This window comes from Gordonibacter pamelaeae, from assembly GCF_003340385.1.
Lineage (GTDB): Bacteria > Actinomycetota > Coriobacteriia > Coriobacteriales > Eggerthellaceae > Gordonibacter > Gordonibacter pamelaeae.
Genome location: NZ_PPTS01000002.1, coordinates 82785 through 108406, shown reverse-complemented (window position 1 = coordinate 108406; position 25622 = coordinate 82785). Strand labels below are relative to the sequence as shown.

Annotated in this window: 25 protein-coding genes and 1 pseudogene; 13 read left to right on the top strand and 13 right to left on the bottom strand. The window is 69.4% G+C overall.

The window, feature by feature from the left end; all coding sequences use genetic code 11:
* Positions 1-26 precede the first annotated feature (26 nt).
* Positions 27-605 (top strand): manganese efflux pump MntP, encoded by a 579-nt coding sequence (locus C1877_RS03050; protein ID WP_114568345.1) that lies wholly within the window; start codon positions 27-29, stop codon positions 603-605.
* Positions 606-610: 5 nt separating this feature from the next.
* Here the strand turns inward: C1877_RS03050 and pheA are convergent, their stop codons facing one another.
* Entirely contained in the window at positions 611-1462 is an 852-nt protein-coding gene (gene pheA, locus C1877_RS03045) for a prephenate dehydratase (protein ID WP_114568344.1), read from the bottom strand.
* Positions 1463-1828: 366 nt separating this feature from the next.
* Between pheA and C1877_RS03040 the strand changes: the two genes are divergently transcribed.
* The 5 genes from C1877_RS03040 (at position 1829) to C1877_RS03020 (ending at position 7716) form a co-directional block, all read left to right on the top strand.
* Entirely contained in the window at positions 1829-3112 is a 1284-nt protein-coding gene (locus C1877_RS03040; RefSeq protein WP_114568343.1) for a hydrogenase small subunit, read from the top strand.
* A 6-nt stretch (positions 3113-3118) separates the two neighbouring features.
* Entirely contained in the window at positions 3119-4765 is a 1647-nt protein-coding gene (locus tag C1877_RS03035; protein WP_015539897.1) for a nickel-dependent hydrogenase large subunit, read from the top strand.
* A 1-nt stretch (position 4766) separates the two neighbouring features.
* On the top strand, positions 4767-5462 hold the full coding sequence (locus C1877_RS03030) for a cytochrome b/b6 domain-containing protein (protein ID WP_041239502.1): 696 nt from the start codon (positions 4767-4769) through the stop codon (positions 5460-5462).
* Between the two features lie 257 nt (positions 5463-5719).
* Positions 5720-6694 (top strand): AraC family transcriptional regulator, encoded by a 975-nt coding sequence (locus tag C1877_RS03025; protein WP_173014867.1) that lies wholly within the window; start codon positions 5720-5722, stop codon positions 6692-6694.
* The gene (locus C1877_RS03020) at positions 6691-7716 is read left to right on the top strand and encodes a DMT family transporter (RefSeq protein WP_114568341.1); all 1026 of its coding nucleotides are present in this window, start codon (positions 6691-6693) and stop codon (positions 7714-7716) included. Before C1877_RS03025 ends, C1877_RS03020 begins: the two co-directional genes overlap by 4 nt.
* On the opposite strand, the gene C1877_RS03015 is transcribed toward C1877_RS03020, so the two are convergent.
* The gene (locus C1877_RS03015; RefSeq protein ID WP_114568340.1) at positions 7713-8273 is read right to left on the bottom strand and encodes an NADPH-dependent FMN reductase; all 561 of its coding nucleotides are present in this window, start codon (positions 8271-8273) and stop codon (positions 7713-7715) included. The two genes, C1877_RS03020 and C1877_RS03015, sit on opposite strands and share 4 nt — an antisense overlap.
* A gap of 176 nt (positions 8274-8449) precedes the next feature.
* Here C1877_RS03015 and C1877_RS03010 point away from each other — a divergent pair, with 176 nt between their 5' ends.
* The 3 genes from C1877_RS03010 to C1877_RS03000 all read left to right on the top strand — a co-directional run bounded on the left by C1877_RS03010 (position 8450) and on the right by C1877_RS03000 (position 10664).
* Positions 8450-8878: a hypothetical protein gene (locus tag C1877_RS03010; protein WP_041239504.1), complete on the top strand. Its 429-nt coding sequence runs from the start codon at positions 8450-8452 to the stop codon at positions 8876-8878.
* A 5-nt stretch (positions 8879-8883) separates the two neighbouring features.
* Positions 8884-9444 (top strand): hydrogenase maturation protease, encoded by a 561-nt coding sequence (locus C1877_RS03005; RefSeq protein ID WP_049784279.1) that lies wholly within the window; start codon positions 8884-8886, stop codon positions 9442-9444.
* A 224-nt stretch (positions 9445-9668) separates the two neighbouring features.
* Positions 9669-10664, top strand: coding sequence for a sensor domain-containing diguanylate cyclase (locus C1877_RS03000; RefSeq protein WP_114568339.1), 996 nt, complete (start codon positions 9669-9671; stop codon positions 10662-10664).
* Between the two features lie 23 nt (positions 10665-10687).
* On the opposite strand, the gene C1877_RS15585 is transcribed toward C1877_RS03000, so the two are convergent.
* Both C1877_RS15585 and C1877_RS15580 read right to left on the bottom strand, forming a co-directional pair.
* Positions 10688-11602: a putative bifunctional diguanylate cyclase/phosphodiesterase gene (locus C1877_RS15585; protein WP_244909776.1), complete on the bottom strand. Its 915-nt coding sequence runs from the start codon at positions 11600-11602 to the stop codon at positions 10688-10690.
* A 52-nt stretch (positions 11603-11654) separates the two neighbouring features.
* A pseudogene (locus C1877_RS15580) lies at positions 11655-12242 on the bottom strand (diguanylate cyclase domain-containing protein); the annotation flags it as partial.
* A 439-nt stretch (positions 12243-12681) separates the two neighbouring features.
* Between C1877_RS15580 and C1877_RS02990 the strand changes: the two are divergent.
* The 3 genes from C1877_RS02990 to C1877_RS02980 all read left to right on the top strand — a co-directional run bounded on the left by C1877_RS02990 (position 12682) and on the right by C1877_RS02980 (position 14470).
* Entirely contained in the window at positions 12682-13104 is a 423-nt protein-coding gene (locus C1877_RS02990; protein ID WP_015539900.1) for a DUF488 domain-containing protein, read from the top strand.
* Positions 13105-13277: 173 nt separating this feature from the next.
* The gene (locus C1877_RS02985) at positions 13278-13919 is read left to right on the top strand and encodes a TetR/AcrR family transcriptional regulator (protein WP_015539901.1); all 642 of its coding nucleotides are present in this window, start codon (positions 13278-13280) and stop codon (positions 13917-13919) included.
* A complete protein-coding gene (locus C1877_RS02980) occupies positions 13916-14470 on the top strand; it encodes a flavodoxin domain-containing protein (RefSeq protein WP_114568338.1) in 555 nt (184 codons plus the stop codon). Before C1877_RS02985 ends, C1877_RS02980 begins: the two co-directional genes overlap by 4 nt.
* Before the next feature lie 70 nt (positions 14471-14540).
* Here C1877_RS02980 and C1877_RS02975 read toward each other — a convergent pair whose 3' ends face one another.
* The 6 genes from C1877_RS02975 to C1877_RS02945 all read right to left on the bottom strand — a co-directional run bounded on the left by C1877_RS02975 (position 14541) and on the right by C1877_RS02945 (position 19733).
* Positions 14541-15161: a helix-turn-helix domain-containing protein gene (locus C1877_RS02975; protein ID WP_114568337.1), complete on the bottom strand. Its 621-nt coding sequence runs from the start codon at positions 15159-15161 to the stop codon at positions 14541-14543.
* Between the two features lie 99 nt (positions 15162-15260).
* On the bottom strand, positions 15261-16874 hold the full coding sequence (locus tag C1877_RS15420; protein ID WP_220149887.1) for a 4Fe-4S binding protein: 1614 nt from the start codon (positions 16872-16874) through the stop codon (positions 15261-15263).
* Positions 16862-17596 carry an amino acid ABC transporter ATP-binding protein gene (locus C1877_RS02960; RefSeq protein ID WP_114568336.1) on the bottom strand — a complete coding sequence of 245 codons (735 nt, stop codon included), beginning with the start codon at positions 17594-17596 and terminating at the stop codon, positions 16862-16864. The genes C1877_RS15420 and C1877_RS02960 overlap by 13 nt, the downstream gene beginning before the upstream one ends.
* A complete protein-coding gene (locus C1877_RS02955) occupies positions 17586-18383 on the bottom strand; it encodes an amino acid ABC transporter permease (protein WP_041239509.1) in 798 nt (265 codons plus the stop codon). Before C1877_RS02955 ends, C1877_RS02960 begins: the two co-directional genes overlap by 11 nt.
* 34 nt (positions 18384-18417) lie before the next feature.
* Complete coding sequence (locus C1877_RS02950; RefSeq protein WP_114568335.1) at positions 18418-19293, bottom strand: transporter substrate-binding domain-containing protein; 876 nt, start codon at positions 19291-19293, stop codon at positions 18418-18420.
* A complete protein-coding gene (locus tag C1877_RS02945; RefSeq protein ID WP_114568334.1) occupies positions 19290-19733 on the bottom strand; it encodes a MarR family winged helix-turn-helix transcriptional regulator in 444 nt (147 codons plus the stop codon). Before C1877_RS02945 ends, C1877_RS02950 begins: the two co-directional genes overlap by 4 nt.
* 279 nt (positions 19734-20012) lie before the next feature.
* On the opposite strand from C1877_RS02945, the gene C1877_RS02940 reads away from it, so the two are divergent.
* Positions 20013-20810 (top strand): carboxymuconolactone decarboxylase family protein, encoded by a 798-nt coding sequence (locus C1877_RS02940; RefSeq protein WP_114568333.1) that lies wholly within the window; start codon positions 20013-20015, stop codon positions 20808-20810.
* A 23-nt stretch (positions 20811-20833) separates the two neighbouring features.
* On the opposite strand, the gene C1877_RS02935 is transcribed toward C1877_RS02940, so the two are convergent.
* The 3 genes from C1877_RS02935 to nth form a co-directional block, all read right to left on the bottom strand.
* The gene (locus C1877_RS02935; protein WP_114568332.1) at positions 20834-21976 is read right to left on the bottom strand and encodes an aldo/keto reductase; all 1143 of its coding nucleotides are present in this window, start codon (positions 21974-21976) and stop codon (positions 20834-20836) included.
* A gap of 69 nt (positions 21977-22045) precedes the next feature.
* Entirely contained in the window at positions 22046-24511 is a 2466-nt protein-coding gene (locus C1877_RS02930; RefSeq protein ID WP_114568331.1) for an excinuclease ABC subunit UvrA, read from the bottom strand.
* A 36-nt stretch (positions 24512-24547) separates the two neighbouring features.
* Positions 24548-25210, bottom strand: coding sequence for an endonuclease III (gene nth / locus C1877_RS02925; protein ID WP_015539903.1), 663 nt, complete (start codon positions 25208-25210; stop codon positions 24548-24550).
* Positions 25211-25622: the final 412 nt, after the last annotated feature.

The following is a 25622-nucleotide window of genomic DNA, read 5'->3' as shown; positions in this document are numbered from 1 at the left end:
GATTGCGGAGACGAGAGGAAACGACCATGGGATTCGCGGAGCTGTTCTTGATCGCGGTGGGGCTGTCGATGGACGCGTTCGCCGTGTCGGTGTGCAAGGGCTTGTGCATGAAGCGCCTGAACATGCGCCAGGCGCTGGTCATCGCGCTGTTCTTCGGCGGCTTCCAGGGGCTCATGCCGCTTCTCGGCTGGGCGCTGGGCACGCAGTTCGAGCGCTACATCACGCCGGTGGACCACTGGATAGCCTTCGGCCTTCTGGCGCTTATCGGCGGCAAGATGCTCTGGGACGCCTTCCATGAGGACGACGAGGAGCTGTCCTGCCCGGCCGACGGCAAGCTCGACCTGCGCGAGCTCGTCATGCTCGCCATCGCCACGAGCATCGACGCGCTCGCCGTGGGCATCACGTTCGCGTTCCTGCGCGTGGACATCGTCATGTCCGTGGGGCTCATCGGCGCCACCACGTTCGTGCTCGCTCTCGCGGGCGTGGCCGTGGGGCACCGCTTCGGCGCGCGCTACGAGAAGGCCGCCACCATCGCCGGCGGCATCGTCCTCGTGCTCATCGGCACGAAGATCCTGCTGGAGCACCTGGGCATCCTGGCGCTCTAACGCCCTTAGTCCACCGGGTAGCTGCCGAGCACCTTCACCTCGCGCAGCTTCAGGCGCAGGCAGTTCAGGGCCGTCTGCACGGGCAGGGTGTTCGCGTCCTCCTTGAACTCGATGAAGAACATGTAGTCGCCGAGCGCCTGCTTCGTGGGGCGCGATTGGATCATCGACAGGTTGATGCCGGCGTAGGCGAACTCGGACAGGATCATGTTCAGCGTGCCCGCGCGGTCCACCTGCAAGAACAGGGCGAGCGAGGTCTTGTAGCGGTCGCCGCGGAATACGGGCGGGTGTCCCTGGCGGCCGATGAGGGCGAACGACGTCTGGTTGCCGAAATGGTCCTCGATGTCGCGCACGGCCACGTGCGCGCCGTGCAGCTCGGCGGCGAACGCGTTCGCGATGCCGGCCACGTGGACGTCCTCGGCGGCCATGCGGGCGCTCTCGGCGGTGGACGACGTGGTGACGGTCGCGCGCCCCGGCAGCCGCTCGGCCAGGAAGCGACGGCACTGCGCGAGCCCCTGCGCGTGCGAGGCCACGCAGGTCACGTCCTCCAGCTTCGCGTCGGGGTGCAGCACGAGGCAGTGGTGGATGTCGAGCACGTGCTCGCCCAGGATGGAGGCCTGGCTCTTGAACGCGAAGTTGTCGAGCGTGGCCGTGACCGACCCCTCGAGCGAGTTCTCCTTCGCCACCACGCCGAACTCGCATTTGCCGCGGTCCACGGCGTCGAACACCTCGTCGAACGACGCGCATTCGAGAAGCGCGGGCTCGTCGATGCCCAGCCGCGCGGCGAAGGCGCGGGCGGCCTCGTGGGTATAGGTGCCGGCGGGGCCGAGGTAGGCGAACACGGGTGCGGAGACGGGCATGGGGTTGTCCTTCGGTCGATGTGGATGCAAAGGTCGCTTTGCGCGCCGTCTTATGATATCCTTCCGTGCGGCGTTGCCCGAGGGGTGGGGCCGCTTCCCGTGCAGGAATCCAACATTTCTCCTGTTTTTCGATGAGCGGCCTTGTATCGCACGTGGTTCGAGGAGGTTGGGCCCGTTATGCGGGTTTTTGCATAAAAGCGCGCCTAACCTGCATAAATCATGTTACGAGAAGGGGTATCTGTAACATTTTTGTACCATTTGCGGCCCAAACGTTGCGCTCGCGTAGACGCAAGGACGCAAGAAACACTTCTCGGGGAAAATGCTAGCAGTGAATATCAGACGAGAAGCACCTGAGGAGGTGTGCACATGGAAACAGAGGCCACGGTTTCAGAGTTTCAGGACATGCTCTCCGCCCGCGGCGTGACGCGACGGAGCTTCATGAAGCTTTGCGGCGCCGTCGCCGCGGCTGCCGGGCTGTCCCAGCTCGCCGCGCCGCAGATAGCGCAGGCCCTCGAGAAATCCGTGATCGGCGCTACGAAGGGGAAGCTCTATCCGGTCATCTGGATCGAAGGCGCGTCGTGCACGGGATGTACCGAGTCGTTCGCCCAGGTCGAGACGCCGGATCCCGCGAGCGTCGTGCTGGAGCTGATCTCGCTTAACTATTCGGAGACGCTTTCCGCGGCTGCCGGCTGGTCGATGGAGGAAGCCAAGGAGCAGACGATCGAGGCCGGCAACTACATCCTCGTGTACGAGGGTGCCGTGCTGGAGGGCTGGGACGGCCAGGCGCTGCGCGTTGCCGACAAGCCCGGCACGGAGCACCTGATCGAGGCTGCGGAGAAGGCCAACGCCGTGGTGGCGCTGGGTTCCTGCGCCGTCAACGGCGGGTGGATGGGCGCCCATCCGAACAGCTCGGGCGCGCTCGGCGTGCAGCAGTTCCTGGAGAAGGCCGGCATCGAGACGAAGGTCATCAACATCCCGGGCTGCCCTGCGAACCCCGAGTGGCTCGTGTCCGTGCTCGTGGACGTGATCATGCTCGAGAAGCTGCCCCCGCTCACCAACGAGGGCAAGCCCGAGGGCATCTTCGGCCAGACGATCCACGACAACTGCGAGCGCCGCGGCCACTTCGAGAACGGCGAGTTCGTCTACCAGTTCGGCTCCGAGGAGGAGGCCAAGGGGTACTGCCTGTACCCGCTCGGCTGCCGCGGGCCGCAGACGAAGTCCAACTGCGGCGTGACGCTGTGGAACAACCGCCGCAGCTGGTGCGTGCAGGCGGGCTCCCCCTGCATCGGCTGCTGCGAGGCCGCGCCGCACGACCCCGGCCACAACTGGGTCGAGGTCAACACCCCGTTCTACAAGCGCCATCGCGACCTGCGCATCGGCGATTGGATGGTCCAGCCCGGCACGATCGCGCTCGGCATCACGGGCATCCTGGCCGCAGCGCTCGTCGTGCACGGCTTCGGCATGAAGATCACGGGCCGCATGGACGGCGGCGCCGACTTCGAGAAGGTCCGTGCCTGGGACAAGAACCACCCCGACAAGGCAATCGGGAAGTACGACCTCACGCGCGACGAGGCCAAGGCCGCGTGCGAGAAGAGCAGCCACAACGCGAACGCGAAGGCTGTCGAATCCGATGAAGAAGAAGGGAGGTAAGCCTACATGACCCGTTCAGTTATCGACCCGATCACCCGCATCGAGGGCCACCTCCGCGTGGAGATGGAGGTCACCAACGGCAAGGTCTCCGACGCCTGGGTGTCCGGCGGCTGCTTCCGTGGCATGGAGATGGTCGTGGAGAACCGCACGCCCGAAGACGCCGCGCAGATCGTGCAGCGCATCTGCGGCGTGTGCCCGGTCTCGCATGCCCACTCGTCCGCCATCGCGGCCGAGAAGGCCTACGGCATCAAGATCTCGAACAACGCGCGCATCATCCGCAACCTGCTCGAGGGCGCGCAGTTCCTGCACAGCCACATCCTGTGGTTCTACAACCTGGCGGCGCTGGACTACGTGAACCCGCTCAACGCCCTCAAGGCCGACGCGGCCGACGCCTACGATCTCGCGCAGGCTGCCGGCACGTCCACGAACAGCGACTTCGTTGCCCTGAAGGAGCGCCTGTCGAACTTCGCCGACAACGGCCAGCTGTCCATCTTCTCGGGCAACTGGTTCGACGCCGAGGACGGCACCGGCTACAAGCTGCCGCCCGAGCTCGACCTCATCTGCACGGCCCACTACCTGGAGGCGCTGCAGATGCAGGCCAAGGCCTCCCAGGTGTCCGCCATCATCGGCGGCAAGATGCCGCACGTCATGACGCTCATCCCGGGCGGCACGGCGTTCGTTCCCACCGACCAGAAGCTCGACGACCTCAAGTACCTCGTCGACGAGATCTACGACTGGGTCGAGGCCACGATGATCCCCGACACGCTTGCCATCGCGCCGTACTACATCGACGCGCTCAACTGGGGCAAGGGCTGCGGCCGCTACGTGGCCTGGGGCGTGTTCGAGAACGAGAGCATGGAGCTCAAGGACCGCTACCTGCCCATGGGCGTCATCGACGACAAGCTCAACCTCTCCGACGTGAAGGAAGAGCTCATCACCGAGTACATGGGCCACTCCTGGTACAAGGGCGAGGAGACCTACACCTCCCCGTACTTCGTCACGGAGCCCGAGTTCACCTCCTACGACGTGAACGACCGCTACACGTGGGTCAAGTGCCCCGCCTACGACGGCAAGCCCTACGAGGCCGGCGGCCTGTCCCGCGTCCTGGCCGCGTACAAGCGCAACGTGCCGTTCATCGTGGAGCAGGTCGACGGCCTGCTGGAGGCGCTGGGCGCCCCCGGCCAGATCGGCGTGGCGCAGTCCACGCTCGGCCGCACCGCCGTCCGCCAGATCGAGACGCTCTACATCGCCGGCCTCATGAAGGACTGGGTCGCCGAGCTCTGCGAGGCCGTGAAGAGCGGCGACAGCGAGTACTTCCGCGAGCCCGCCACCATCACCGGCTCCGGCACCGGCTTCTGGGAGGCGCCCCGCGGCGCGCTCTACCACTCCGAGGAAGTCAAGGACGGCAAGATCACGGGCTACCAGATCATCATCCCGACCACCTGGAACCTCGCGCCGAAGAACGCCAACGGCGAGAGCGGCCCGATGGAGCAGGCCCTCATCGGCAACCCGGTGGGCGACATCGAGAAGCCCATCAACGCGCTGCGCACGGTGCACAGCTTCGACCCCTGCACGGCGTGCGCGGTCCACATCACCGAGCCGGCGACGGGCAAGAGCTTCGAGACCGTCACGAGCCCTTGGGGGGTGAAGTAACATGGCGCACTTGGCACACTACCGCGAAGCGCATCCGATGCCCTTCGTCATCACGCACTGGATCAACCTCGTCTGCATGATCCTGCTGATCGTCACGGGCTTCAGCATCCACTTCCCGTTCTGGCCCGCGTTCATGGGCATCGCCCGCGGCGTGCACGTGTTCTGCGGCTTCATCCTGTTCATCAACTGCATCGTCCGCGTGATCATGGCCTTCTTCGTGAAGTCCTCGCCGGACGGCGGCACGCGCTACCAGGTGACGGACTACAAGACCTGGCTGCCCCAGGCCGACAACCGCCACCAGCTGGGCGCGTGGATCAAGTACTACCTGTTCCTGAAGAAGGACCACCCGCTGGGCGCCAAGCTGGGCGTTCCGCAGAAGATCAGCTACCTGGCCATCCCCATCCTCATCATCCTGATGTTCTACACGGGCCTGGCCCTGTGGGCTCCCACGATGAACATGGGCTTCTTCGCGGCCGGCACGGATCTGGTGGGCGGCCTCATGTCGATGCGCATCATCCACTACTTCATGATGTACGTCTTCATCTGCTTCATGTTCATCCATATCTACCTGGCGAACATCGAGGGCATCTCCCCGACGCTGCTCATGTTCTTCTGGAAGGAGCATGGCGGACTCGTGTACGATCCCGAGCACCACACGATCGTGGGCGACGACGACCTGCATCACGAGAAGGCTTAAAGCGCACGGCACCCGCCATCGCTTGGAACCGCTCTTCGAGGGGACCTGGGAAACCGGGTCCCCTCCCTTTTGCGGGGGCGGGGCGGGCGATGCGGGGCGAGGCGGGGGTGCGGAGGCGGACGGGCGGCGGGGCATGCGGCGAGGTGCTGGGCGCCCGACGGGCGATAGGTACGCCGCCCGCCGGGTGCGCAATAACGTACAAGCGCCGCGGCGTGCGCATGGACTATACTGTGCCTTTGCGAAAGGAGATCAGGCGTATGCGATGCGAAGGCGAGCGGGTCGAAGGCCCGCAGGCGGAGGAGGGGCCGCGGGGCATGAGCGCGCGCGAGGTGCGGGCGCTCGCGCTTCCCGACGGGTCCGTCGTGGAGGTATGCTCGCTGGCCGGGGATATCCGGGCGTTCCCGAACCACCTGCACGACCACTACGTGGTGGGCGTCCTGCACGCCAGCCGCCGCGCGCTCACCGTGAGCTCTCGCGAGCTGCATGTGCTGGAGCCCGGCGACGTGTTCCTGGTCAATCCCGGCGAACCCCATGCCTGCGACCCGCTCGACGACGAGCCGTTCTCGTACCGCTGCGCGAACGTGCCGGTGGGCGTGATGGCCGCGCTCTCGAAACGAGGCGGGGAGGGGACGGCGGGAGGCTCTGCGCGCGAAGGCGCTGCGGCAGGGGGCATGCCGCCTGCCGCATGCGGGGCGGTCGCGGGCTCGGACGGTCGGGCGATGCGTGCGCCGCGGTTCGCCGTTCCCGTGCTGCACGACCCCGCGCTGTTCGCGCGGGCGGACGCGCTCTTCGCGCGGGCCGCGCACGAGGGCCCGGGGGCCCTCGCCGAGCTTGACGGCCTGCTGTGCGCACTGCTCGCTGCCGCCGACGCGGCCGCCGGCAGCGCGCGGGCATGCGCGGAGCCGGGAGGCCCCGTGGCGGCGGCGCGCACCTTCGTGGACGCGCGCTACGCCGACCGTATCGCGCTCGAGGACATGGCGGCCGTCGCGGGCACGAGCCGCTATGCGCTCGTGCGCGCCTTCAAGAGGGAGCTCGGCATCACGCCCGGCCGCTACCTCACGGCCGTGCGCGTCATGCATGCGAAGAGCCTGCTGGAGCAGGGCTGCACGCCCGTCGAAGCTGCCGGCCTTGCGGGCTTCGCCGACCAGGCCCATCTGGGGCGCGTGTTCCGCAACGTGACGGGGCTCACGCCGGCGCGCTACCGTGCCGCCTGTGCGAAGGACGCCTCGTGAGCGCGCGCGAGGCGGCAGCGGCCGCGCGGGCGGCCGGGGGCTCGGCGGCGCGGGGGCACCTGTTCGCGCTCTTCACCGTGGTGGTGTGGGGCACGACGTTCGTGGCCACGAAGGTGCTGCTCGTGGACTTCGCGCCCATCGAGATACTGTTCTACCGCTTCCTCATCGGGTTCTTGGTGCTGTGGGCGTGCCGCCCGCGCCACGTGAAGCTGGGCGGCTGGCGCGAGGAGGCGCTCGTGGCGGCGGCCGGCCTCACGGGCGTGGTGCTGTACTTCCTGTTCGAGAACATCGCGCTCACCTACACCACGGCCAGCAACGTGGGCGTGATCGTGGCGGTGAACCCGTTCTTCACGGCGCTGCTGTCCTCGCTGCTGCTGCGCGACGAGAAGCTGCATCCCGTGTTCTTCGCCGGGTTCGCGCTGGCCATGGCGGGCATCGTCCTCATCAGCTGGGAGGGGTTGGGCACGGGCGGCGTCGTGGGCGACGCGCTGGCCGTGGCGGCCGCGGCCGTGTGGGCGTTCTACGCCGTGCTCACCCGCAAGCTGGCGCTTCTGTGCGACGACACCATCCAGATGACGAAGCGCACGTTCGCCTGGGGCCTCGTGCTCATGGTGCCGGCGCTGTTCCTGCTGGATTTCCAGTTCGGCCTCGAGCGGTTCGCCGACCCGCTCATGTCGGCGAACATGCTGTTCTTGGGCGTGGGCGCGTCGGCGGCGTGCTTCGCCACGTGGGGCATCGCCGTGAAGCTTCTGGGCGCCGTGAAGACGAGCGCCTACATCTACCTCGTGCCTGTGATCACGGTGGCGGCGTCGGTGCTGGTGCTGGGCGAGCCGCTCACGCCGCAGATAGGCGTCGGCGTCGTGCTGACCTGCGCCGGCCTCGTGCTGTCCGAGCGCGGCAAGGGCGCGCCGCCCGCGGAGGCCGCGGCGTGCGCGGAGGGCGGCGCGACCGCGGCGTGCGGGCAGGCTGCGGCCGGCACGGGAGCCCCCGGCTGCGAGGAGGCTGCGCCCGACCGGCGCTAGCGGCCCTCGCGCTCGATGAAGCGCACGAACGCCTGCGCCTGGCGCTCCAGGTAGGGCGCCGAGGTGTCCAGCGCGAGCACGCCGTCCGCGGCCTGGATGGCGATATGGGGGATGGCCAGGCGGGGCTGGTTCATGATGCGCGCATCCAGGAAGCTGAGCACGCCCACGAGCTGCTCCTGCGCATGCGCCGCCCCGCTCATGCCGATGCTGGCCCCGGCCAGCGCCACGGGCTTGCCGGCCAGCACCTGGCCCTCGGCCTCGCTCACGGGACGCGAGAGCCAGTCGATCAGGTTCTTCAGCGGGCCGGGGATGGCGTGGTTGTACTCGGGGCTGAACAGCCACAGCCCGTCGGCCCGCTTGACCTCGTCGCGCACGCGCGCCACGGCGGCGGGCGCGGGGTGCTCGGTGTCCTGGTTCATGAGCGGGACGTCGTCCCAGGCGAGCAGCTGGAAGCCTGCCTCGGGGCGCAGCCTGCCCAGCGCCGCCCCTGCGGCCTCGGCGAGCTGGCGGTTGTAGCTTCCCTGTCGAAGCGATCCGGCGATGGCGAGTATGTCCATGGGGTGCCTCCCGATCCATTAATGTTATCGTCCTGGTGTCATATGGTAGCACGTTCGACAGGTCGCTGCTTGGTTTGGCGTTGAACCGTCACGGAAAACCGCTCGGCCCCCTACGTGCTCTGCAGCCGAAGGCTTCGCTATAATAGGCGGCGATCACGAGAGCGAAGGAGACATCGGTGGCGGAATTGACGGACGAGCAGATCGCACGGGAAGAGAAGTTCCTGGAGGGTATACCGCGCCTCAACGTGGGTGCGCTGTTCCTGCCGCCCATCTGGGGGCCGGCGCATGGCATGTGGGCGGCGCTCCTGTTCTACCCCATCTGGCTGTTCGCAGACAACACGTTCTATGCGGCGTGGACGGAGCGGACGCCGCTCGCGCTCATCGTGGCGGCAGCCGTTTTCGCGACGCTCACGGCGGGCACGGTGGCCTTCTCCCTCATCGGGCAGCCCTTCGCCGCGCATCGCGCCGCCTCGCGGGGCGTGGGGAAGGATGCGTACCTGCGCCGTCAGCGCATCTGGGCCGCGGTGAGCGTGGTGGCGGGCTGCGCCATGATCGCCGGGGCCACGTACTACAACCTGGTCATCCGTCCGACGCTGGGGGCGTGATCGGCATGGGGGAGGAGCGTGGGGGCGGCACGCCCGCCGCGGGCACGGCGGAGGGCGCGGGCGCGCGGCGCATCGGGGTGTTCTGCGTGGGGAACAAGCTCATGCTGGACGACGGGCTGGGCACCGCCGTGTACGAGGAGCTGGTAGAGCGCTACGAGGCGCCCGGCAACGTGGAGCTGTTCGACGTGGGCTGCCTGAGCATGGATATGCTGCCGTACGTGCGCGATTTCGACGTGCTCGTCACCGTGGACGCGGTGGACGGCACGGACGCGGAGCCGGGCACCGTGTTCCGCTTCGAGCCCGATGCCATGGCGCGCCACTCCGGCGCCACGGCGTCGCTGCACGACCTGAAGCTCGTCGACCTGTTCGACGCCGCCACGCTCTTGGGCTACGAGGCCGAGGGCCTGTGCCTGGGCATGCAGGTGGAGAACCCCTCGCCGGCCGTGGTGACGGTGGGCCTCACGCCGAAGGTGGCTGCCGCGCTGCCCCTTCTGGTGGAGACGGTGGCGGGCGAGCTTGCGCGCCTGGGCTCGCCGCTCGTCCCGCGCGCGGGCGCGGCTGGATGAGGGCGGCTTCGTAACGGCATGGTTTCAAGGCGGCCAACGTTGCGTGAAGCGCCTTTACACGGGGCCGACGGCGCTGGTAGCATGCTGACCCCGTGAGGACGGCCCCTTATGAAGGCAACCCCGTAACGCCCCGCGCGGCCCTGCAGCCGCCCTTGGCGCGGCGCCGATGCGTCGCGGCCTCCTCCCCCCGTTCCAGAGAGCTAGCAAGAGGAGTGCCGAGCACCGTGCCGAACCCCAGCGAAGAGACCGACTACCTGCGCGCCATGCCCGTACCGTTCGCCGTCGTCAAGACCGTCCCCGACGAGGAGGGGCGCACCGTCGATGCGGTGTTCGCCTATGTGAACGATGCCGCCATCGCCTTGGCGGGCTGTGCGCGCGAGGTGCTCGTGGGCTCGTCGGTGTTCGACGCCTGCCCCGATGTTGCGCGCTGCATGCTGGGAGTGCTGGACGACACGGCGCGCACGGGCGCCACGCAGTACTTCACCTGCCGCAGCGTCTCCGGCGACCGTTACTTCTCCGTGCGCTCCTACCGTCCCCGCGAGGGCTTCTGCGCCTGCGTGCTCCAGGACGTGACCGAGCAGGCCCTGCTGGACCGTCGGCTGCGCGAGGAGCGCCGCCTGCTGGAGCGCCAGGCCATGCGCGACCCGTTGACCGGCCTGTACCATGTGCGGCAGGGCAGGCGCCTCGTGGAGGGCGCCCTGGCCGAGCCGCGCTGGGAGGGGGCGTGCAGCGCGCTGTTCATGTTCGACGTGGACGACTTCAAGAAGGTGAACGACGAGCACGGCCATCATCGCGGCGACGACGTGCTGCGCGGCTTCGCCCAGCTGCTGGAGCGGTCGTTCCGACGCACCGACATCGTGTTCCGCGCGGGAGGCGACGAGTTCTCCGCGTTCGTGGCCGACATCCCCTGCGCCTGCGTGGCCGAGCGCCTCTGCGCCGACGTGATCGCGGGCGTCGAGCGGCTCTCGGCCGAGGGCGTGCCGGTGAGCGTGAGCATCGGCGTTGCCGTGGGGCGGCCCGGCTGGTCGTACGAGGCGTACTACCGCGCGGCCGACCAGGCGCTCTACCGCATCAAGCGCGCGGGCAAGAGCGCGTACTGCGTGGCCGTGATGGAGGGACGTGCCGCCGCAGCCCCGATGGCGGCCGCCGTGTCCGAGCGCTGCAGCCTGCCGCTGCCTGCGCGGAAGGAGGCAGCGCCGCGCACGCAGCCTGCCGCCTGACGTGCCCGGTGCAGGCCGGGCGCCTACTCCCCGGTGGCGTCTGCGCCCAGGAAGCGCTCCTCGAACTGCCCGGCGGGCAGCGGGCGGGAGACGAGGAATCCCTGCACGCTGTCCGCGCCGATGGCGCGCACGGTGTCCAGCTCGGTCCGCTCCTCAACCCCCTCCACCGTCACCTCGAAGTCCACGCTGTGGCAGAGGTCGATGACGGCGTCGATGAACGCGCGGTTGAACGATTCGACGTGGATGTTCTTGATGAACAGCCGATCGATCTTCACGATGTCGGCGGGCGATTGGGACAGCAGGCCGAGCGAGGAGTACCCCGTGCCGAAGTCGTCCATGGCCAACCGTATGCCGATGGCGCGCAGCTGGTCGAACGTCGCGCGCAGCGCCTCGAGGTCGGTGACGAAGTAGCTCTCCGTCATCTCCAGCACGATGCGGCTCGGCTCGACGTCTGCCTGGGCCAGGAGGCGCTCCACGAACGGCACGAAGTCGGTCTCGAGCAGCTGCAGGTAGGAGATGTTCACGTTCATGATGAAGTCGGGCCGGATGCGGTCCCACGCCGCGCACTGGCCCACGGCCTGCTCGAGCACCCAGCGACCCACGGTGCCGATGAGCCCGTAGGATTCCAGCACGGGGATGAACTCGGCCGGGCTCACGCTGCCGAACTCGTCCGCGCTCCAGCGCAGCAGCGCCTCGGCTCCCGCGATGCCCAGCGTTCCCGCATCCACGAGCGGCTGGTAGTGCACCGAGAAGCCCCGCATGCCGTCCACGACGGACGCCTGCAGGCGGTCGCTGAGCTCCAGGCGGCGCAGCTTCTCCTCCGACATGGCCGACGAGAAGAACGACACGGTGTTCTTGCCGCGGTGCTTGCTTTCCTCCAGCGCGCTTTCGGCGTGCTTGATGAGGTCGAGCCCGGTGGTGCCGTCCTCGCCGACCATGGCGATGCCCCCCCGACACCGTGCAGAAGTAAGGCACGCCGTCGATGGCCTGCTGGCGGTTGGCGAACGCGTGCACGGCGCGGTACAGGTCCTCCATGGCGCCGCGGTCGGCCTCGTCGAGCACCACCGCGATCTCGTCGCCGTCGAAGCGGAACGCGGAGGCGTTCTCGGGCAGCAGGCGCTGGAGCGTCTGGGCGAACTGGCGCAGCACGCCGTTGCCGAACGAATGGTCGTTGAGCGAGTTGATGCGCGAGAAGTCGTCGAGCCCCAACAGCAGGATGCCGCCCGAGGGGCGCTCGCGGGCGAGCAGGCGGTCGAGCACCTGCAGGCACTTGCCATGGGCGAACAAGCCCGTGGTGGCGTCCACCTCGCCCTTGCGCTCCAGGCTGGTGACGGCGCCCGAGAACAGCATGGGCGAGCCTTCGCCGTCGCGCATGAGCAGCCCGCGGCACATGATCCAGATGTACTCGCCCTTGCGGTTGCGCACCTGGTACTCCAGGTCGTGCTCGTCGGTCTTGCCGCAGAGCATGTCGTCGATGGACTCGTCGAAGCTCTGGCGGTCGCGATCCGCTATGAGCTCGCGCCACCGGGGGATGAGTCCCTCGAACACGCGTCCGGGCAGGTCGAAGTCCTGCTGCATGTTCTCGGACACGAGGGCCATGTCCGTTTTCATGTCGATGATGTAGAGGTAGTCGTCCGTGCTGTAGGAGATGGCATCGTAGAACAGGCGTGGGTCGAGGTCGAAGGAGTTCAGCGCTTCATTCGCATCCATGCAGGGCTACCTCGCGTCTTGTTGCCGGGCATTCAAATTAACGTTGACCGTATTGTAAGGTCAATCGGCCTTCTCGGCGAGCAGAAAGCGCAAGGAAGGGGTTTTCGGCGGCTGCGGTTGGCCGGGGCGCCGGCGAGCGGCTTCCAGCAGGGCCCGGCCGTGGCGGTTGCGTGACGGAATGCCTGCGGTTTGCCTGCGGTTGCGCCACAACGTCCGTGCGCGGCGCCGGGGCGGGGGGCGGTGCGGTTATGGTGTTCCGAAAAGCCGTGGCCCGCGTTCGCGCGCGGCCGAGAAGGAGCCTTCCGCCATGCGAATCAACACGATCAGCGCCTACGAGACCACTGCCGAGAAGTTCTTCGGCGCCTTGGAGTCATGGGACGTCGACCTGCTGCTGGACACGCGCCTGAAGAACACGAACCAGCTGGCAGGCTTCACCAAGAAGAACGACCTGGCGTACTTCGTGCCGAAGCTCCTGCACGCCGACTACGTGCACGACAAGCTGTTCGCCCCCGCGCCCACCATGCTTGAGCGCTACCTGCACGGCAACATCGGCTGGGACGCCTACGCCGACGCCTACCGCGAGGACATCCGCGAGCGCGAGGCCGTTCCGCAGTTCTACGACCGCTACGGCGAGTACAAGAGCGTCTGCCTCCTGGGCACCGCCACCCACAAGCGCCGCAGCCACGTGGAGGTGCTCCAGCAGATGCTCGAGGCCGCGACGAAGGGCTAGCGCCCTCGCCCCGCCGGCACCACGGTCCCGCTTCCTGCGCGCACGTCCCCAGCCCCCGTTTCCGCACCCCTTGGCCAGATGTTTCACGTGAAACATCTGTACGGTCGTTGGCTTGCTTGCAAAACTAGCAAGTGCTAGTATAATAGCTAGCGTTCGCTAGTTTAGGAGGATGCATGAGGGACAGGGACACGAAGGGTCGGATCGTCGAGGCGGCGTTCGGGCTGTTCGCGGAGCGGGGGTACCATGCCGTCTCCGTGCGCGACATCGCGGCGGCGGTGGGCGTCAAGGACGCGTCGCTCTACAACCACTTCCCGGGCAAGCAGGCCATCTTCGACGCGGTTCTGGCCGCGCAGCTGGAGCGCACGCGCGCGGTGTTCGCGGCGCAGGGCGTCATGGCCGCGCCGGCCGAACGCCCCGACGGGTACGCCGGGGCGTTCGAGGAGACGGAGCGGCGGGTGCTCGCGGGGTTCCGGCACTTCTTCGCGGACGGGGACATGGTCCGGTTGCGCCGGTTGCTGGCCGCGAGCCGCTACGCCGACGAGCAGGCCGCGGAGGCGTTCCGCTTCGTGTTCGTGGAGCAGCCCCTGGCCATCCAGCGCACGGTGTTCGAGCACCTGATGGCCGTCGGGCAGTTCGCGACCGACGACGCGGCGGCGCTCGCGCGCGAGTTCTACGGGCCGGTGTTCCTGCTCTTGCTCTCGGACGTCCCCTGGGAGGATGCGGAGCCGCTCGTGCGCGGCCACCTGGGGCGGTTCTTCTCCGCACAGGCGATCGGGGCGCCCGCGGGCGCCGCAGCGGAAGGGGGTGCGCGATGAGGGCCGTGGTGGTGTACGCATCGCAGACGGGTTTCACGAGGCGCTATGCGGAATGGATCGCGGAGGAGCTGGGCGGCGAGGCGGTGCCGGTGGAGCGGGCGGACGGGATCGACGCGGGCTCCTACGATGCGGTCGTGTTCGGCGGCTGGCTCCATGCGGGCGGGCTCGTGGGGAAGAAGTGGCTCGCGCGCGCCCGCGCCGCGCATCCGCGCACCCCGTTCGTCGCGTTCGCGGTGGGCGCGACGCCGCCCGAGTGGGCTGACATGGTGGACGAGGCGATGGCGCGGGAGTTCCCCTCGCCGGAGCTCGACGGCGTGGAGCGGTTCTACCTGCGCGGCGGGTTCGCCTACGAGCGGTTGAGCCTGCCGAACAAGCTGGCCATGAAGATGTTCTTCAAGATGCAGGAGAAGCAGGCGGCCACCGACCCGCGCGCCGCCGAGATGCTCTCGGGGATGCGCGGCGGCTTCGACGGCACCGACCGCGCCGCCATCGCGCCGGTGGTTGCCCGGGTGCGCGAGCTGGCGGCCGCGAAGGGCGCGGAGCAAGCCTGACGGATGGGCCGGGAAGCCGCCGCCGGCCGCTTCCCGGCCCGCGCCTAAACGCGCGGGGTCGCTCGCATCCCTAGACGGTTCGAGCCTGGCGGCGGGGGCTCGCGGCGGGAGCGGCGTGCCGCATGAGGCCGTGCTCGGTGCAGCAGGTGTAGAGCACGCCGCCGGGCAGGCGCGGCAGGCGCGCCTCGCCGCCCTGCTCGGGGTAGAGCTTCTCCACGGCCAGGCGGTCGTAGCCCACGACGGCGGCGAGGCACAGATGATGCCCCTTCTCCATGGGGTGGCCGAACGTGAGGTACCAGTCGCCCTCCACGTCCTCCACCTGCACGGCGTGCGCCTCGTCGGCGGGTTGGACGGGCAGCGGGGCGAGCTTCCTGCCGCAGCAGGAGACGTCGGCGTCCCCCGTGGTGGTGATGATGTTCCCGCAGGCGGGGCAGATGCGGAATGCCGTGCGCTTCATGGTGCCTCCTTGGGCCTCGTCGGGGGAGAGCGAGCCTGCCAGCAGCGTCTCTACCGGGCATCCCAGCTCGGCCGCGAGCGCGGGCAAAAGCGACACGTCGGGGCAGCCGCCCCCGCGCTCCCACTTCGACACGGCCTTGTCGCCCACGCCCACGAGCTGGGCGAGCTGGAGCTGCGTGAGCCCGCGCTCCTCCCGCAGGCTGCGGATGAGCCCGCCGGTGCGTCTGGTGTCCATGGTTCTCCTCCCGTGATGGTTTTGCGTGCCGTCCCACGATACCCGCAAGCGGCGGCGCGCGCAATGAACGCTCCGTAGAGTGCGGGGAGGCGGGGCCCCTTACCTCCCCTTGCCCTCCACCGCCCCTGCGGGGCACACGTGGTAGCAGTTGCCGCACTCGTCGCAGCGCTCGCCCAGGATGGTGTAGGGCTCGCCGGGCACGATGGCCTTGAACGAGCAGCCCTCGAGGCAGGTGCCGCACGCGATGCAGCTGTCCGTTATCCGCAGGCCCGGCTCCTCGAACGTGTCGCCGCCGAACGCGAAGCGCTCGCGGTAGAGCTTGTGGTCGCGCCTCGCCATGGCGTAGTCGTAGTCGTACAGCTCGCCGTGGAAGCGGTGTAGCACGAGCACGCGCGTCTCGGGGTACTTGGCGATGTCGTGCACGGCCACGTTGAAGTTGCGGTCATGCGCGGCCTTCGCCTCCACCTCCACCATGGACAGCTCGCGCACCTCGCCGGAGACGCGCATCTGGTAGCCGGGCTTGAACAGGGGCAGGTTGTCCTCGTCGAACACGACCTTGGCCTCCGTGCGCTCGCCGCACACCGCTAGGCGCCCGCTCTCCTTGAGCTGGCGGTAGAACGGCTTCACGTCCATGGTGCGCAGGTAGAGGCCCTCGTCGCCGTAGGCGAAGAAGTGGGCGATGCGCGCCTCCACGCCGCCGTGCCCGTCGGGCGTGGCGAAGCTGCAGCAGCCTATCTCGTCGAACTTGCGGTAGACGTCCTCGATGGTCATCATGGGCGGGTCCTTTCTCGGGGGTGGGGGGGCGGTGGCGCCGAGCGCGTGCCAGCGACGGGCGACGGCCTCGGCGTGGGCGCGCATGAGGTCCATGCCCAGCAGCTCGGTGCAGTCCTCGGACACGTTCGACACGGAGTTCGCGTCGATGAGGCAGGGGCCGCGCGCGCCCTCGATGACGTCGAAGCTGCCGAGCTCGATGGACAGCACCGCGGCGGCCCGCTCCGCGGCGTCGGTGACCGTGCGGGGGACGTCGGGGTAGGCGGCGTAGGTGGAGCCGAAGCGGTAGGCCGACAGGCCGTTGTCGGCCACGGAGCGCTTCACTGCGAGCGCGCAGGCGCCGTCCACCACCTCGATGCGCGTGAGGAAGCCGCGCGCCGGCTCCACGTACTCCTCGGCGATGAGCTCGATGGCGGGCGCCTCGGCCAAAAACGCCCGGGCCTCGTCCGCGCTGCGCGCGATGGCGGTGCAGGTGGTGCGGCCCCCGCAGTTCGGCTTGAGCACGCAGGGGTAGGCGAGCGCCGCGGCATCGATGCCCGCCGGAGGCGCGCAGGCGTAGACGGCAGGCGTGACCAGCCCGGCCGCGGCCAGCGTCTCGGTTGCGCGGCGCTTGTCGACCTCGAAGAAGTGGGCGCGGCCGGGGTTCACCAGCACGATGCCGCGCTGCTCGGCCGTGCGCGCAAGGCGCGCCATGCGCTCGAGCGAGGCCGCGTGCCCGCGGAACTGCGCGCTCGCGAACACGCGGCTGACCAGCATCTCGCAGCCGAGCGCCGCCTGCTCGCTCGCCGCGTCCTCCATGTCCAGCAGGCGCACGGGCACGCCGAGCGCCTCGAGTTCCGCCGCCAGCTTGTGGTCGGACCATTCGTCGGACTCGTACAGCAGGCCCAGCATCGGCTCGCCCCTGCGCCCCTGCGCCGTCCTCGCGCCTATCAGATGCTCCATTCCAGCAGCTTGCCCAGGAAGCGCTGCAGCTCCGGCGTGGCCGGGCGGTCGAAGAGCTGCGCGCTCTCGCCGTATTCCAGCAGGCGCCCGCCGTGCAGGAACGCCGCCTTGTCGCAGGCATGGCGGGCGAACCCCATCTCGTGCGTCACCACGATGAAGCGGGTGCCGGTCTCCTTGAGGTCGCGGATGAGGTCCAGCACGTCGTTGGTGTACTCGGGGTCGAGCGCGCTCGTGGGCTCGTCGAGCAGCAGCATCTTGGGTTCCGCCGCCACGGCGCGCGCGATGGCCACGCGCTGCTGCTGGCCGCCCGAGAGCTGGGCGGGGCGCTTGGCCTCCTCGGCCGCCAGCCCGAAGCGCGCGAGCAGGTCGGCGGCTCGCGCGCGGGCCTCGTCCTCGGGTACGCCGTGCACCACGGAAAGCGGCAGGGCCACGTTCTCCAGCGCGCCCAGGTGGTGGAACAGCCCGCTCGCCTGGAACACGAAGCCCAGGCTCGCGCGGTAGGCGGGAAGCGTGCGCTCGTCGAAGTCCACGCGCTCGCCGTCCACCTCCACCGTGCCGGCCGTGGGCGCGATGAGCCCGCCCACGATGCGCAGCAGCGTGGACTTCCCGCCGCCCGAGGGGCCGATGACGGCGAGCGTGGTCACGTCGTCGTCGAAGTCGATGCCGCGCAGCACGGGCACGCCGTCGAACTCCTTCTCCAGGTGCTCCAGCCTAATGCGCATAGCCGAACCTCTTCTCGAAGCGCTTGCTCACGAACATGATGGGCAGCGTCAGGCACAAATACAGCCCTCCCAGCAGCAGAAAGCCGCCGAAGAAGTTGTAGTTCGTGGCCGTGATCTCGCGGATGGTCTGCGTGAGCTCGATGACCGCGATGACGGACAGGAGCGACGAGTCCTTCACGATAGTGGCGAACTGCCCGGTGAGCGCCGGCAGCGTGCGCGCCACCAGCTGCGGCAGCACCACGTGGCGCACCGTCTGCGTGCGCGTGAAGCCCACGGCCCGTGCCGCCTCCAGCTGACTCTCGTCGATGGACAGGAGACTTCCCCGCACGATCTCGGCGATGTAGGCGCCGGCGAACACGGACAGGATGACCACGCCCGCCACCACCTTGTTGTCGATGCCCCACGCCGTGCCGATGATGTAGTAGAACAGGTAGATTTGCACGAGCAGCGGCGTGCCGCGCACGAGCTTCACGTACAGGTCGCACAGGTAGCGCACGGGCAGCAGGCGCGCGCTCTGCCCCAGGGCCACGGGCACGCCTATGATCATGCTGGCCACGAGGCTGGCTGCCGAGAGCTCCACCGTGAGCAGAAAGCCGCTGCCGATGCGGTCGCGGTACTGCTCCACGAAGTCGAAGTTCAGCGTGATGCCGGCCATGCCGAGCGACGCCCAGAACACGGCGATCACGGCTGTGCAGACCAGAAGGTAGTTCGCCATGGCCTTGAGCGGCGGCGTCGCCTGGTCGGGCGGCGCCGTGAACGGGCGGGCGAGCGGGGAGGGTGCTTTCAACGGGCGCCTTTCTCGCAGTGGTCGGACGGCGCGGCTACTCGAAGTCGAAGAACCACTTGAAGCCCAGCTCGTCGAATGCGGCCTTCTCGTCGGCCAGGTGCTTCTCGGTCAGGCGGTCGAACTCGCCGTCGGCCTTGCTCTGGGCGATGAACTCGTTCAGCTGTGCCAAGAGCTCGTCGTTGCCCTTGGCCACGGCAATGCCCCACGACTCGGGATCTTGGAACGGGATGAACACGGCCTCGGTGGCGTCGGGGTTCTTCTGGTTGTTGCGGTAGATGGTGAGCTGGTCGTACAGGAAGCCGTCGGCCTTGCCCTGCACGACCTCGGTCACGCAGGCGCTCTCGTCGGCCAGGCGCACGATCTCGGCATTCGTCAGGTTCTTCGTGGCGAACACGTCGCCGGTGGAGCCGGTCTTCACGGCCACCTTCCTGCCGGCCTGGTTCAAATCGTCGATGCCGCCGATATTCGACTGGGCGTTCGCCAGGATGGCCAGCTGCGCCTGGGCGTAGGGGTCGGAGAAGTCCACCGACTCCTTGCGGGCCTCGGTGATGGTGATGGACGACATGAGGCAGTCGGCCTTGCCGGTCTGCACCATGGGGATGAGGCCGTCGAACGCGGTGTTCTCGATGACCACGTCGTAGCCGTACGCCGCGCCGAAGTCCTTCATGAAGTCGACGGACACGCCGGCGGGGTTGCCGGCGTCGTCCTTCGTCTCGAACGGGGGGTAGGCCAGCTCCATGGCCACGGTCAGCGTCTTCTTCGCGTCGTCGCCGGCCGGGGCGGCATCCTTGGCGTCGCTTGCGCCGTTCGACGAGCAGGCGGCCAGGGTGAGGAGCGCCGCCGCGGCGAGCGCGAGAGCGGCGAGGGCCGCGCGCAGGCGGCGCGGGCGGGCAGGGGCGGTGGTGTTCATGCGGGTTCTCCCTCCAGAGCGGTTTCGAAGTTCTCCTGCATCGTGCGAAGCGCGCGGTCGAGCGCCTCCAGCTCGCCGTCGTCCAGGCCGCGGCACTGCACGTCGGCGAGCGCGTCCGAGATGGACTCGAAGGCGGGCTGCAGCCCTCGCCCGCGCTCGGTGAGCGCGACGAGCGTCACGCGCTTGTCCTCGGGCAGCTTCGCCGTGGACACGTAGCCGCCGGCTGCGAGCTTCCTCACGAGGGCGGTGACGGTGGATGGGTCGCGGCCGATGCGCTGGGCCAGCTCGCTCATGGGCAGCTCGCCGTGTGCGAACAGCTGCACGAGGATGTCGCCGTGCGAGGGCGCGATGCCCGCGAGGCCGTACTGCTCGAGCTGCTCCAGGAGGAATCGGTTCGCCAGGCCGAGCGTCCGGGCCAGTTGGTTGACGGTTCCGCGCAAGCCGGGCTCCTTTCGATGCGTCGGATGCTCGGAGATTATACTTTGACGTCAAAGTAATGTCAAAGGACCCGCTCGGACGCCCGGCCACGCCCGTGTGAAAACCCTAGTAAAAGTGTAGCAATTATGGTGCGCGCCGTCTTTTCCCGTGGCGGTTGACTTGGAGCAGGCTCCGGGGTATATGCTGCTGCCATAACCAGAGACGGCGGCGGCGCGCCCGGCCGCCCGCGGGAGGCCGAGGCCGCCTGCGGGGCCGGGGCCGCCGCGGAAAAGGAGCATGCCATGACCCCCCGGATCACCGAGGCCGCACGGGCGTACCGCGAGAAGCTGTACCCCGGAAGCGCGGCCACCCTGTACGAGACCGACCCCGAGTTCGTGGAGCTGTTCGCCAACTTCGCGTTCGACGAGGTGGTGAACGCCGAGGGCGCCGGCGGCGACCTTGACGACCGCACGCGCTTCCTGGCCATCCTGTCCGCGCTGATCGGCTGCCAGGGTGTCGAGGCGTTCAAGGCGCTTGCGCCGGCCGCGCTCGAGGTGGGCGTGACGCCCGTCGAGCTGAAGGAGCTGGTGTACCAGTCGATGGCCTATGTGGGCTTCGGGCGCATGCTGCCGTTTCTGCTGGCGGCGAACGAGGTGCTGTGCGAGCGCGGCGAGAGCCTGCCGCTTCCGCCCCAGGGCACGACGACGCGCGAGAGCCGCCGCGCGGCCGGCAACGAGCTGCAGGTGGAGTTGTTCGGCGAGGGCCTGCGCTCGGCATGGGAGCGCGGGCCCGAGGACCGGCGCCCTGTGAGCGCGTGGCTGGCCGGCAACTGCTTCGGCGACTGGTACACCCGTGGCGGACTGGGGCTGGCCGAGCGCGAGCTGGCGACGCTCGTGCTGCTGGCCGCGCAGGGCGGCTGCGAGCCCCAGCTTGCCGCCCATGCGCTGGCGAACCTGCGCGCGGGCAACGGCAGGGAGCTGCTGGCGGGCGCCGTGTCGCAGTGCGTGCCCTACATAGGCTACCCGCGCGTGCTGAACGCGCTCGCCTGCATCGACGAGGCTGCCGAGCGCTTCGCGGCCGAGGGGGAGGCGGGCGCGTAGGGCGCCCGCGGTGGGCGGGGCTGCTACGCGAACAGCGCGGCGGCCTTCTCCATGCGCTCGGCCACCGGCACGCCGAAGGGGCAGCGCGGCTCGCACGCCCGGCAGGCGATGCAGTCGGCGGCCGCGGCGTCGAGCGACCCGTAATGGGCGCGCACGCCGGCGGGGACCTCGTCCTGCATCGTGGCCAGATCGTAGAACTTGTTCACGAGCGCGATGTCGATGCCGGACAGGCAGGGCGCGCAGTGCCCGCAGTACGTGCACTGGCCGAAGTAGGCGTGCCTCGGTGCGCCGGCCAGCACGCTCGCGTAGTCCTTCGCCGCGTCGTCGGCGGTCTCGTAGGCGCAGGCGTCGGCTACGTGGGACGGCTCGCCGAAACCGGCCATGATGCTGGCCACGGCAGGGCGCGTGAGCGCGTAGTGGATGCACTGCACGGGCGTCATCGCCACGCCGAACGGCGACGCCTCGGCGCTGAACAGGCGGCCTCCGGCATAGCCCTTCATGACGGTGAGGCCCACGCCCTCGCGCTCGCAGAGCGCGTAGAGCTCCGCCCGCGCCGGGTCCATGCCGCCCAGCTCGTCGGCGTAGCCGAACGTGAACGCATCGTCGAGGCTGGCCGTGGCGGGCAGGAGGTCGAAGGCGGGGTTCACGCTGAACATGATGGCCTCCACCTCGCCGGAGAGCGCCGCGCGGCGCGCCACCTCGGGCGCGTGGGTGGACAGGCCGATATGGCCTATCGTTCCCGCCTCCTTGAGCGCGCGCACGTAGGCGATGAACTCGCCGGCCATGATGGCCTCGAACTCCTCCACGTCGTCCACGTAGTGGATCATGCCGAGCTCCACGTGGTCGGTGCCCAGGCGTGCGAGCAGGTCCTCGAACGCGGGGCGCACCGCGTCGAGGTCCCGCGTGCGCGTGTACTGGCCGTTCTGCCAGGTGGAGCCGATGTGTCCCTGGATGATCCAGCGGTCGCGCTCTCCCGCGATGGCGGCGCCCAGGTTGCTGCGCACCTCGGGCTCGGCCATCCAGCAGTCCAGGATGTTGATGCCGGACGCGGCGCACGCGTCCGCCACGGCCTTCACCTCGGCCGCCGTCTTCTTCTCCATCCACTCGGCCCCGAAGCCGATCTCGCTCACCTCAAGGCCGGTGCGGCCCAGTTCCCGATAGCGCATGGTTTCCCCCTTGCTCGTTTCTCCGTACGTCGATGATACCGCCGAGTGCGCCTGCATGCGAACGCGCGGCTACCTTCCGAGCGCCCGGCGCAGGCAGGCGGCCGTGGCGCCCTCGCCGTGCGCGGCGAGCTCGGCGGGGGTTCCCGCGAACACGAGGCGGCCGCCGCGCTCGCCTCCCTCGGGGCCGAGGTCGACCACCCAGTCGCTCGCGCACAGCACCCGATGGTCGTGCTCCACCGCCACGACCGTGTTGCCGGCGTCGACCAGGCGGTCGAGCAGCGCGAGGAAGTGCTCCACGTCCTGCGGGTGCAGGCCGCGCGTGGGCTCGTCCAGCAGGTAGAGCGTGCGCCCGCGGCCGCCGCCGAGAAGTTCCCGCGCCAGCTTCAGCCGCTGGCCCTCGCCGCCCGAGAGCGTGGTGAGCGGACGTCCCAGCTCCAGGTAGCCCAAGCCCACGTCGGACAGGAGGCCGAGCGCGCGGGCGATCTTGGGGCGGGCGGAGAAGACGTCCCGGGCCTCGTCCACCGACAGCGCCAGCACGTCGGCGATGGAACGCCCGTCGAGCGTGGCCTCCAGCACCTCGTCGTGGAAGCGCCGGCCGTGGCAGGCGGGGCAGGGGGCCTGCACGTCCTGGAAGAACAGCAGATTGCTCGTGACGGTGCCCATGCCCTCGCACGTCTCGCAGCGGCCGCCGGGCGTGTTGAACGAGAACGCCTTGGCCGCGAGCCCGCGCGAGCGCGCCTCCGGGGAGGCGGCGAAGGCCGCGCGGACGGGCGCCCACACGTCTGTGTACGTGGCCACGTTCGAGCGCTTCATGCGCGCGATGGGCGCCTGCCCCACGGCGACGATGCGGTCGAGGTGTGCGCAGCCGGACACGGCGTTCTCGGGGCCGCGCGCATCGCCGCGGGCCAGGATGTCGAACACGAGCGTGGACTTGCCCGAGCCGGACGGGCCCGTCACCGCCACGAGGCACCCGGCGGGGATGTCCGCATCCAGATGGTCGAGGTTGAACCGGGTGGCGTTGCGCAGCTCGATCGGAGCGCCCTGGGGCGCGCGCGGCGCCGCCTTGGGCGCGAGCGGGCGCGCGAGGAAGCGTCCCGTGGCGGAGTCGGGCGCGGCCGCGAGGTCGGCGAGCGACCCCTCGGCCACCACGCGCCCGCCGTGCGCGCCCGCGCCGGGGCCCAGGTCCACCAGGTGGTCGGCCGCGCGCATGACGTCCGGGTCGTGCTCGATGACGAGCACGGTGTTGCCCAGGTCGCGCAGGCGCCGCAGGATGCCCACGAGGCCCTCCGTGTCGCGGGGGTGGAGCCCCGCGGTGGGCTCGTCCAGGATGTAGACGACGCCGGAGAGCTCCGAGTCCAGCACGGCGGACAGGCGCAGCCGCTGCAGCTCGCCGCCCGAGAGCGTGGCGGTTGCGCGGTCGAGCGTCAGGTAGTCCAGGCCCACGGCCCCGATGCGCGCGAGCTTCGTCTCCATGTCCAGCAGGTAGTCCTTCACCACCGCGCGGCGCGGCCCGTCCAGCTCCGCGCCCACCCGGCGCACCCACTCCGCGAGCTCGCGCAGCGACCGGCCCGCCAGCTGGGGCAGCCGCGTGCCCGCCACGACCACGTCGCGGCCCCGCGGGCCCAGGCGCTCGCCGCCGCAGGCGGGGCAGGGGGTGCGCATGACGAAAGCGCGCACGCCCTTCGCGTCGGGCCCCTGCTCGCCCAGGCGGCGCATGAGCAGCGGCACCACGCCCTCGAAGCGCCCGTCGGCCACCTTCCGGGGCGGCTCGACCTGCGGCAGCGCGCGTTCGAGCGCGGGTGCCTCGGCCCCCTCGTACAAGAGCGCCTTCTGCAGCGCGTCGAACGATGCCACGGGCACGTGCGCGGGGTCAGGCAGGCCGAAATGCCGGCACGCCGCGCGGAACACGCCTATCTGGTATTCCCGGTACCTCGCCTGCCAGAAGGCCACGGCGCCGTCCTCAAGCGACCGGGACTCGTCCACGGCGGCCGCGCGGTCCACCGCGAGCACGTCGCCCATGCCCTCGCACGCGGGGCAGGCGCCCTCGTGCGTGTTGAACGAGAACTCCGTGCGCGTGACCTTGTCCATGCGCTCGCCGCACGAGGGGCAGAACTGGTACACGCGGAAGTCATCGCCCACGCGCTCCGTCTCCTCTGCGCAGTCGGCCGCGCAGAGCATCTGTCCGCAGTGCGGGCAGGGGTACTCGCCCAGCTTCTCGAACACCATGCGCAGCGCCGTGTACACGTCGGTCGCCGTGCCCACGGTGGAGCGCGGGTTGCGGTTCGCGCCGTCCTGCAGGATGGCTATGGCGGGGGAGGCGCCCCGCACGCGCTCGACGGCGGGCTTGGGGATGCCCTGCATCGAGAGGGCCTCCAGGTGCAGACGCTGGCATTCGGTGGCCAGCACGTCCACGAGCAGGGTGGACTTGCCCGAGCCCGACACGCCCGTGAACACGGTGATCTTGTTTTTGGGGATGGCGAGCGTGACGTCGCGCAGGTTGCCCTCGCGCGCGCCGACGATGGTGAGGGTATCCAAAAGGGGTCCTTTCGCCGAAGGGGAGTCGGGGGAACCCTACACCTTGCCGCAGCTGGGGCACAGGTCGCAGATGAAGCACTCGCCGCACTTCGGGCTGCGCGCGATGCACGTCTCGCGGCCGAACAGCACCCACTGGTGGTTGATGGGCCCCCAGTATTCCCGCGGGTAGAGCTTGAGCAGCGCCGTCTCGGTCTTGGCCGGCGTGTCGGCGGAGGGGCCCGCGAACTTCAGCCGGTGCGCGATGCGGAACACGTGCGTGTCCACCGCGATGCCCTCCACGATGCCGAACGCCTCGTTGAGCACCACGTTCGCCGTCTTGCGGCCCACGCCCGGCAGCTTCTGCAGCTCGTCGATGTCGCGCGGGATCTCGCCGCCGTAGTCGGTCACCACCATCTGGGCGCACTTGATGACGTTCGCCGCCTTCGTGTGGAAAAAGCCGATGGTGCGGATGATGTCCTCCACGTCGCGCACGTCGGCGGAGGCGAGGTCGGCCGGCGTGGGGTAGCGCTCCCACAGCTTGGGCGTGACCTTGTTCACGCCCTTGTCGGTGGTCTGCGCGGACAGCAGCACGGCGATGGTCAGGCGGAACGGGTCGCCCCAGTAGTGCAGCGCGCACTCGGCGGCCGGGTAGTGCTCGTTCATGCGGCGCGCCACCTCGAGCGTGCGCTCCCGCTTGGCGGTCATGGTCTCGCGCGGCATAGGGTCTCCTGTCGGCTAGCGTGCGGACGGTTTCGCCTCCCAGTATAGCGAAATTCGCGGGCGCGTTGCCGCCATACGGGGAGGCGAAGGCAACCCGTGGCGATGAAAGGCGACCCTCGTGGCGGCGACGTTGGCGGTGGGGGGACATCGGGATGATCCCATGCGGCGATAGCCGGGAGCGTGGCTTCTGGTTGCCGCGCGCGGTATCCGAGGCGTAGAATCCTCCTTCGCCTCGATACAGCGCCGAAAAGCATTCCGAAAGTCACCGCTTTGGCGTTGTGAAGGCTTTTCGCGCGCCCGGACTCTGATTTTGACGGCGGATTGGTTGCCCCTTGCCGTTTGCGCAGGTCGCGAACCGCAGCGAGCCCCTTATTGCCGCCGAAACGCTTCACAGCGGCCAAATCGGCGACTG

Coding starts and splice junctions, on each gene's coding strand:
- C1877_RS03050 (WP_114568345.1), top strand. CDS start 27: ATGGGATTCGCGGAGCTGTTCTTGATCGCGGTGGGGCTGTCGATGGAC.
- pheA (WP_114568344.1), bottom strand. CDS start 1,462: ATGCCCGTCTCCGCACCCGTGTTCGCCTACCTCGGCCCCGCCGGCACC.
- C1877_RS03040 (WP_114568343.1), top strand. CDS start 1,829: ATGGAAACAGAGGCCACGGTTTCAGAGTTTCAGGACATGCTCTCCGCC.
- C1877_RS03035 (WP_015539897.1), top strand. CDS start 3,119: ATGACCCGTTCAGTTATCGACCCGATCACCCGCATCGAGGGCCACCTC.
- C1877_RS03030 (WP_041239502.1), top strand. CDS start 4,767: ATGGCGCACTTGGCACACTACCGCGAAGCGCATCCGATGCCCTTCGTC.
- C1877_RS03025 (WP_173014867.1), top strand. CDS start 5,720: ATGCGATGCGAAGGCGAGCGGGTCGAAGGCCCGCAGGCGGAGGAGGGG.
- C1877_RS03015 (WP_114568340.1), bottom strand. CDS start 8,273: ATGGACATACTCGCCATCGCCGGATCGCTTCGACAGGGAAGCTACAAC.
- C1877_RS03005 (WP_049784279.1), top strand. CDS start 8,884: ATGGGGGAGGAGCGTGGGGGCGGCACGCCCGCCGCGGGCACGGCGGAG.
- C1877_RS15585 (WP_244909776.1), bottom strand. CDS start 11,602: ATGGTCGGCGAGGACGGCACCACCGGGCTCGACCTCATCAAGCACGCC.
- C1877_RS02990 (WP_015539900.1), top strand. CDS start 12,682: ATGCGAATCAACACGATCAGCGCCTACGAGACCACTGCCGAGAAGTTC.
- C1877_RS02985 (WP_015539901.1), top strand. CDS start 13,278: ATGAGGGACAGGGACACGAAGGGTCGGATCGTCGAGGCGGCGTTCGGG.
- C1877_RS02980 (WP_114568338.1), top strand. CDS start 13,916: ATGAGGGCCGTGGTGGTGTACGCATCGCAGACGGGTTTCACGAGGCGC.
- C1877_RS02975 (WP_114568337.1), bottom strand. CDS start 15,161: ATGGACACCAGACGCACCGGCGGGCTCATCCGCAGCCTGCGGGAGGAG.
- C1877_RS15420 (WP_220149887.1), bottom strand. CDS start 16,874: ATGGAGCATCTGATAGGCGCGAGGACGGCGCAGGGGCGCAGGGGCGAG.
- C1877_RS02960 (WP_114568336.1), bottom strand. CDS start 17,596: ATGCGCATTAGGCTGGAGCACCTGGAGAAGGAGTTCGACGGCGTGCCC.
- C1877_RS02950 (WP_114568335.1), bottom strand. CDS start 19,293: ATGAACACCACCGCCCCTGCCCGCCCGCGCCGCCTGCGCGCGGCCCTC.
- C1877_RS02940 (WP_114568333.1), top strand. CDS start 20,013: ATGACCCCCCGGATCACCGAGGCCGCACGGGCGTACCGCGAGAAGCTG.
- C1877_RS02935 (WP_114568332.1), bottom strand. CDS start 21,976: ATGCGCTATCGGGAACTGGGCCGCACCGGCCTTGAGGTGAGCGAGATC.
- nth (WP_015539903.1), bottom strand. CDS start 25,210: ATGCCGCGCGAGACCATGACCGCCAAGCGGGAGCGCACGCTCGAGGTG.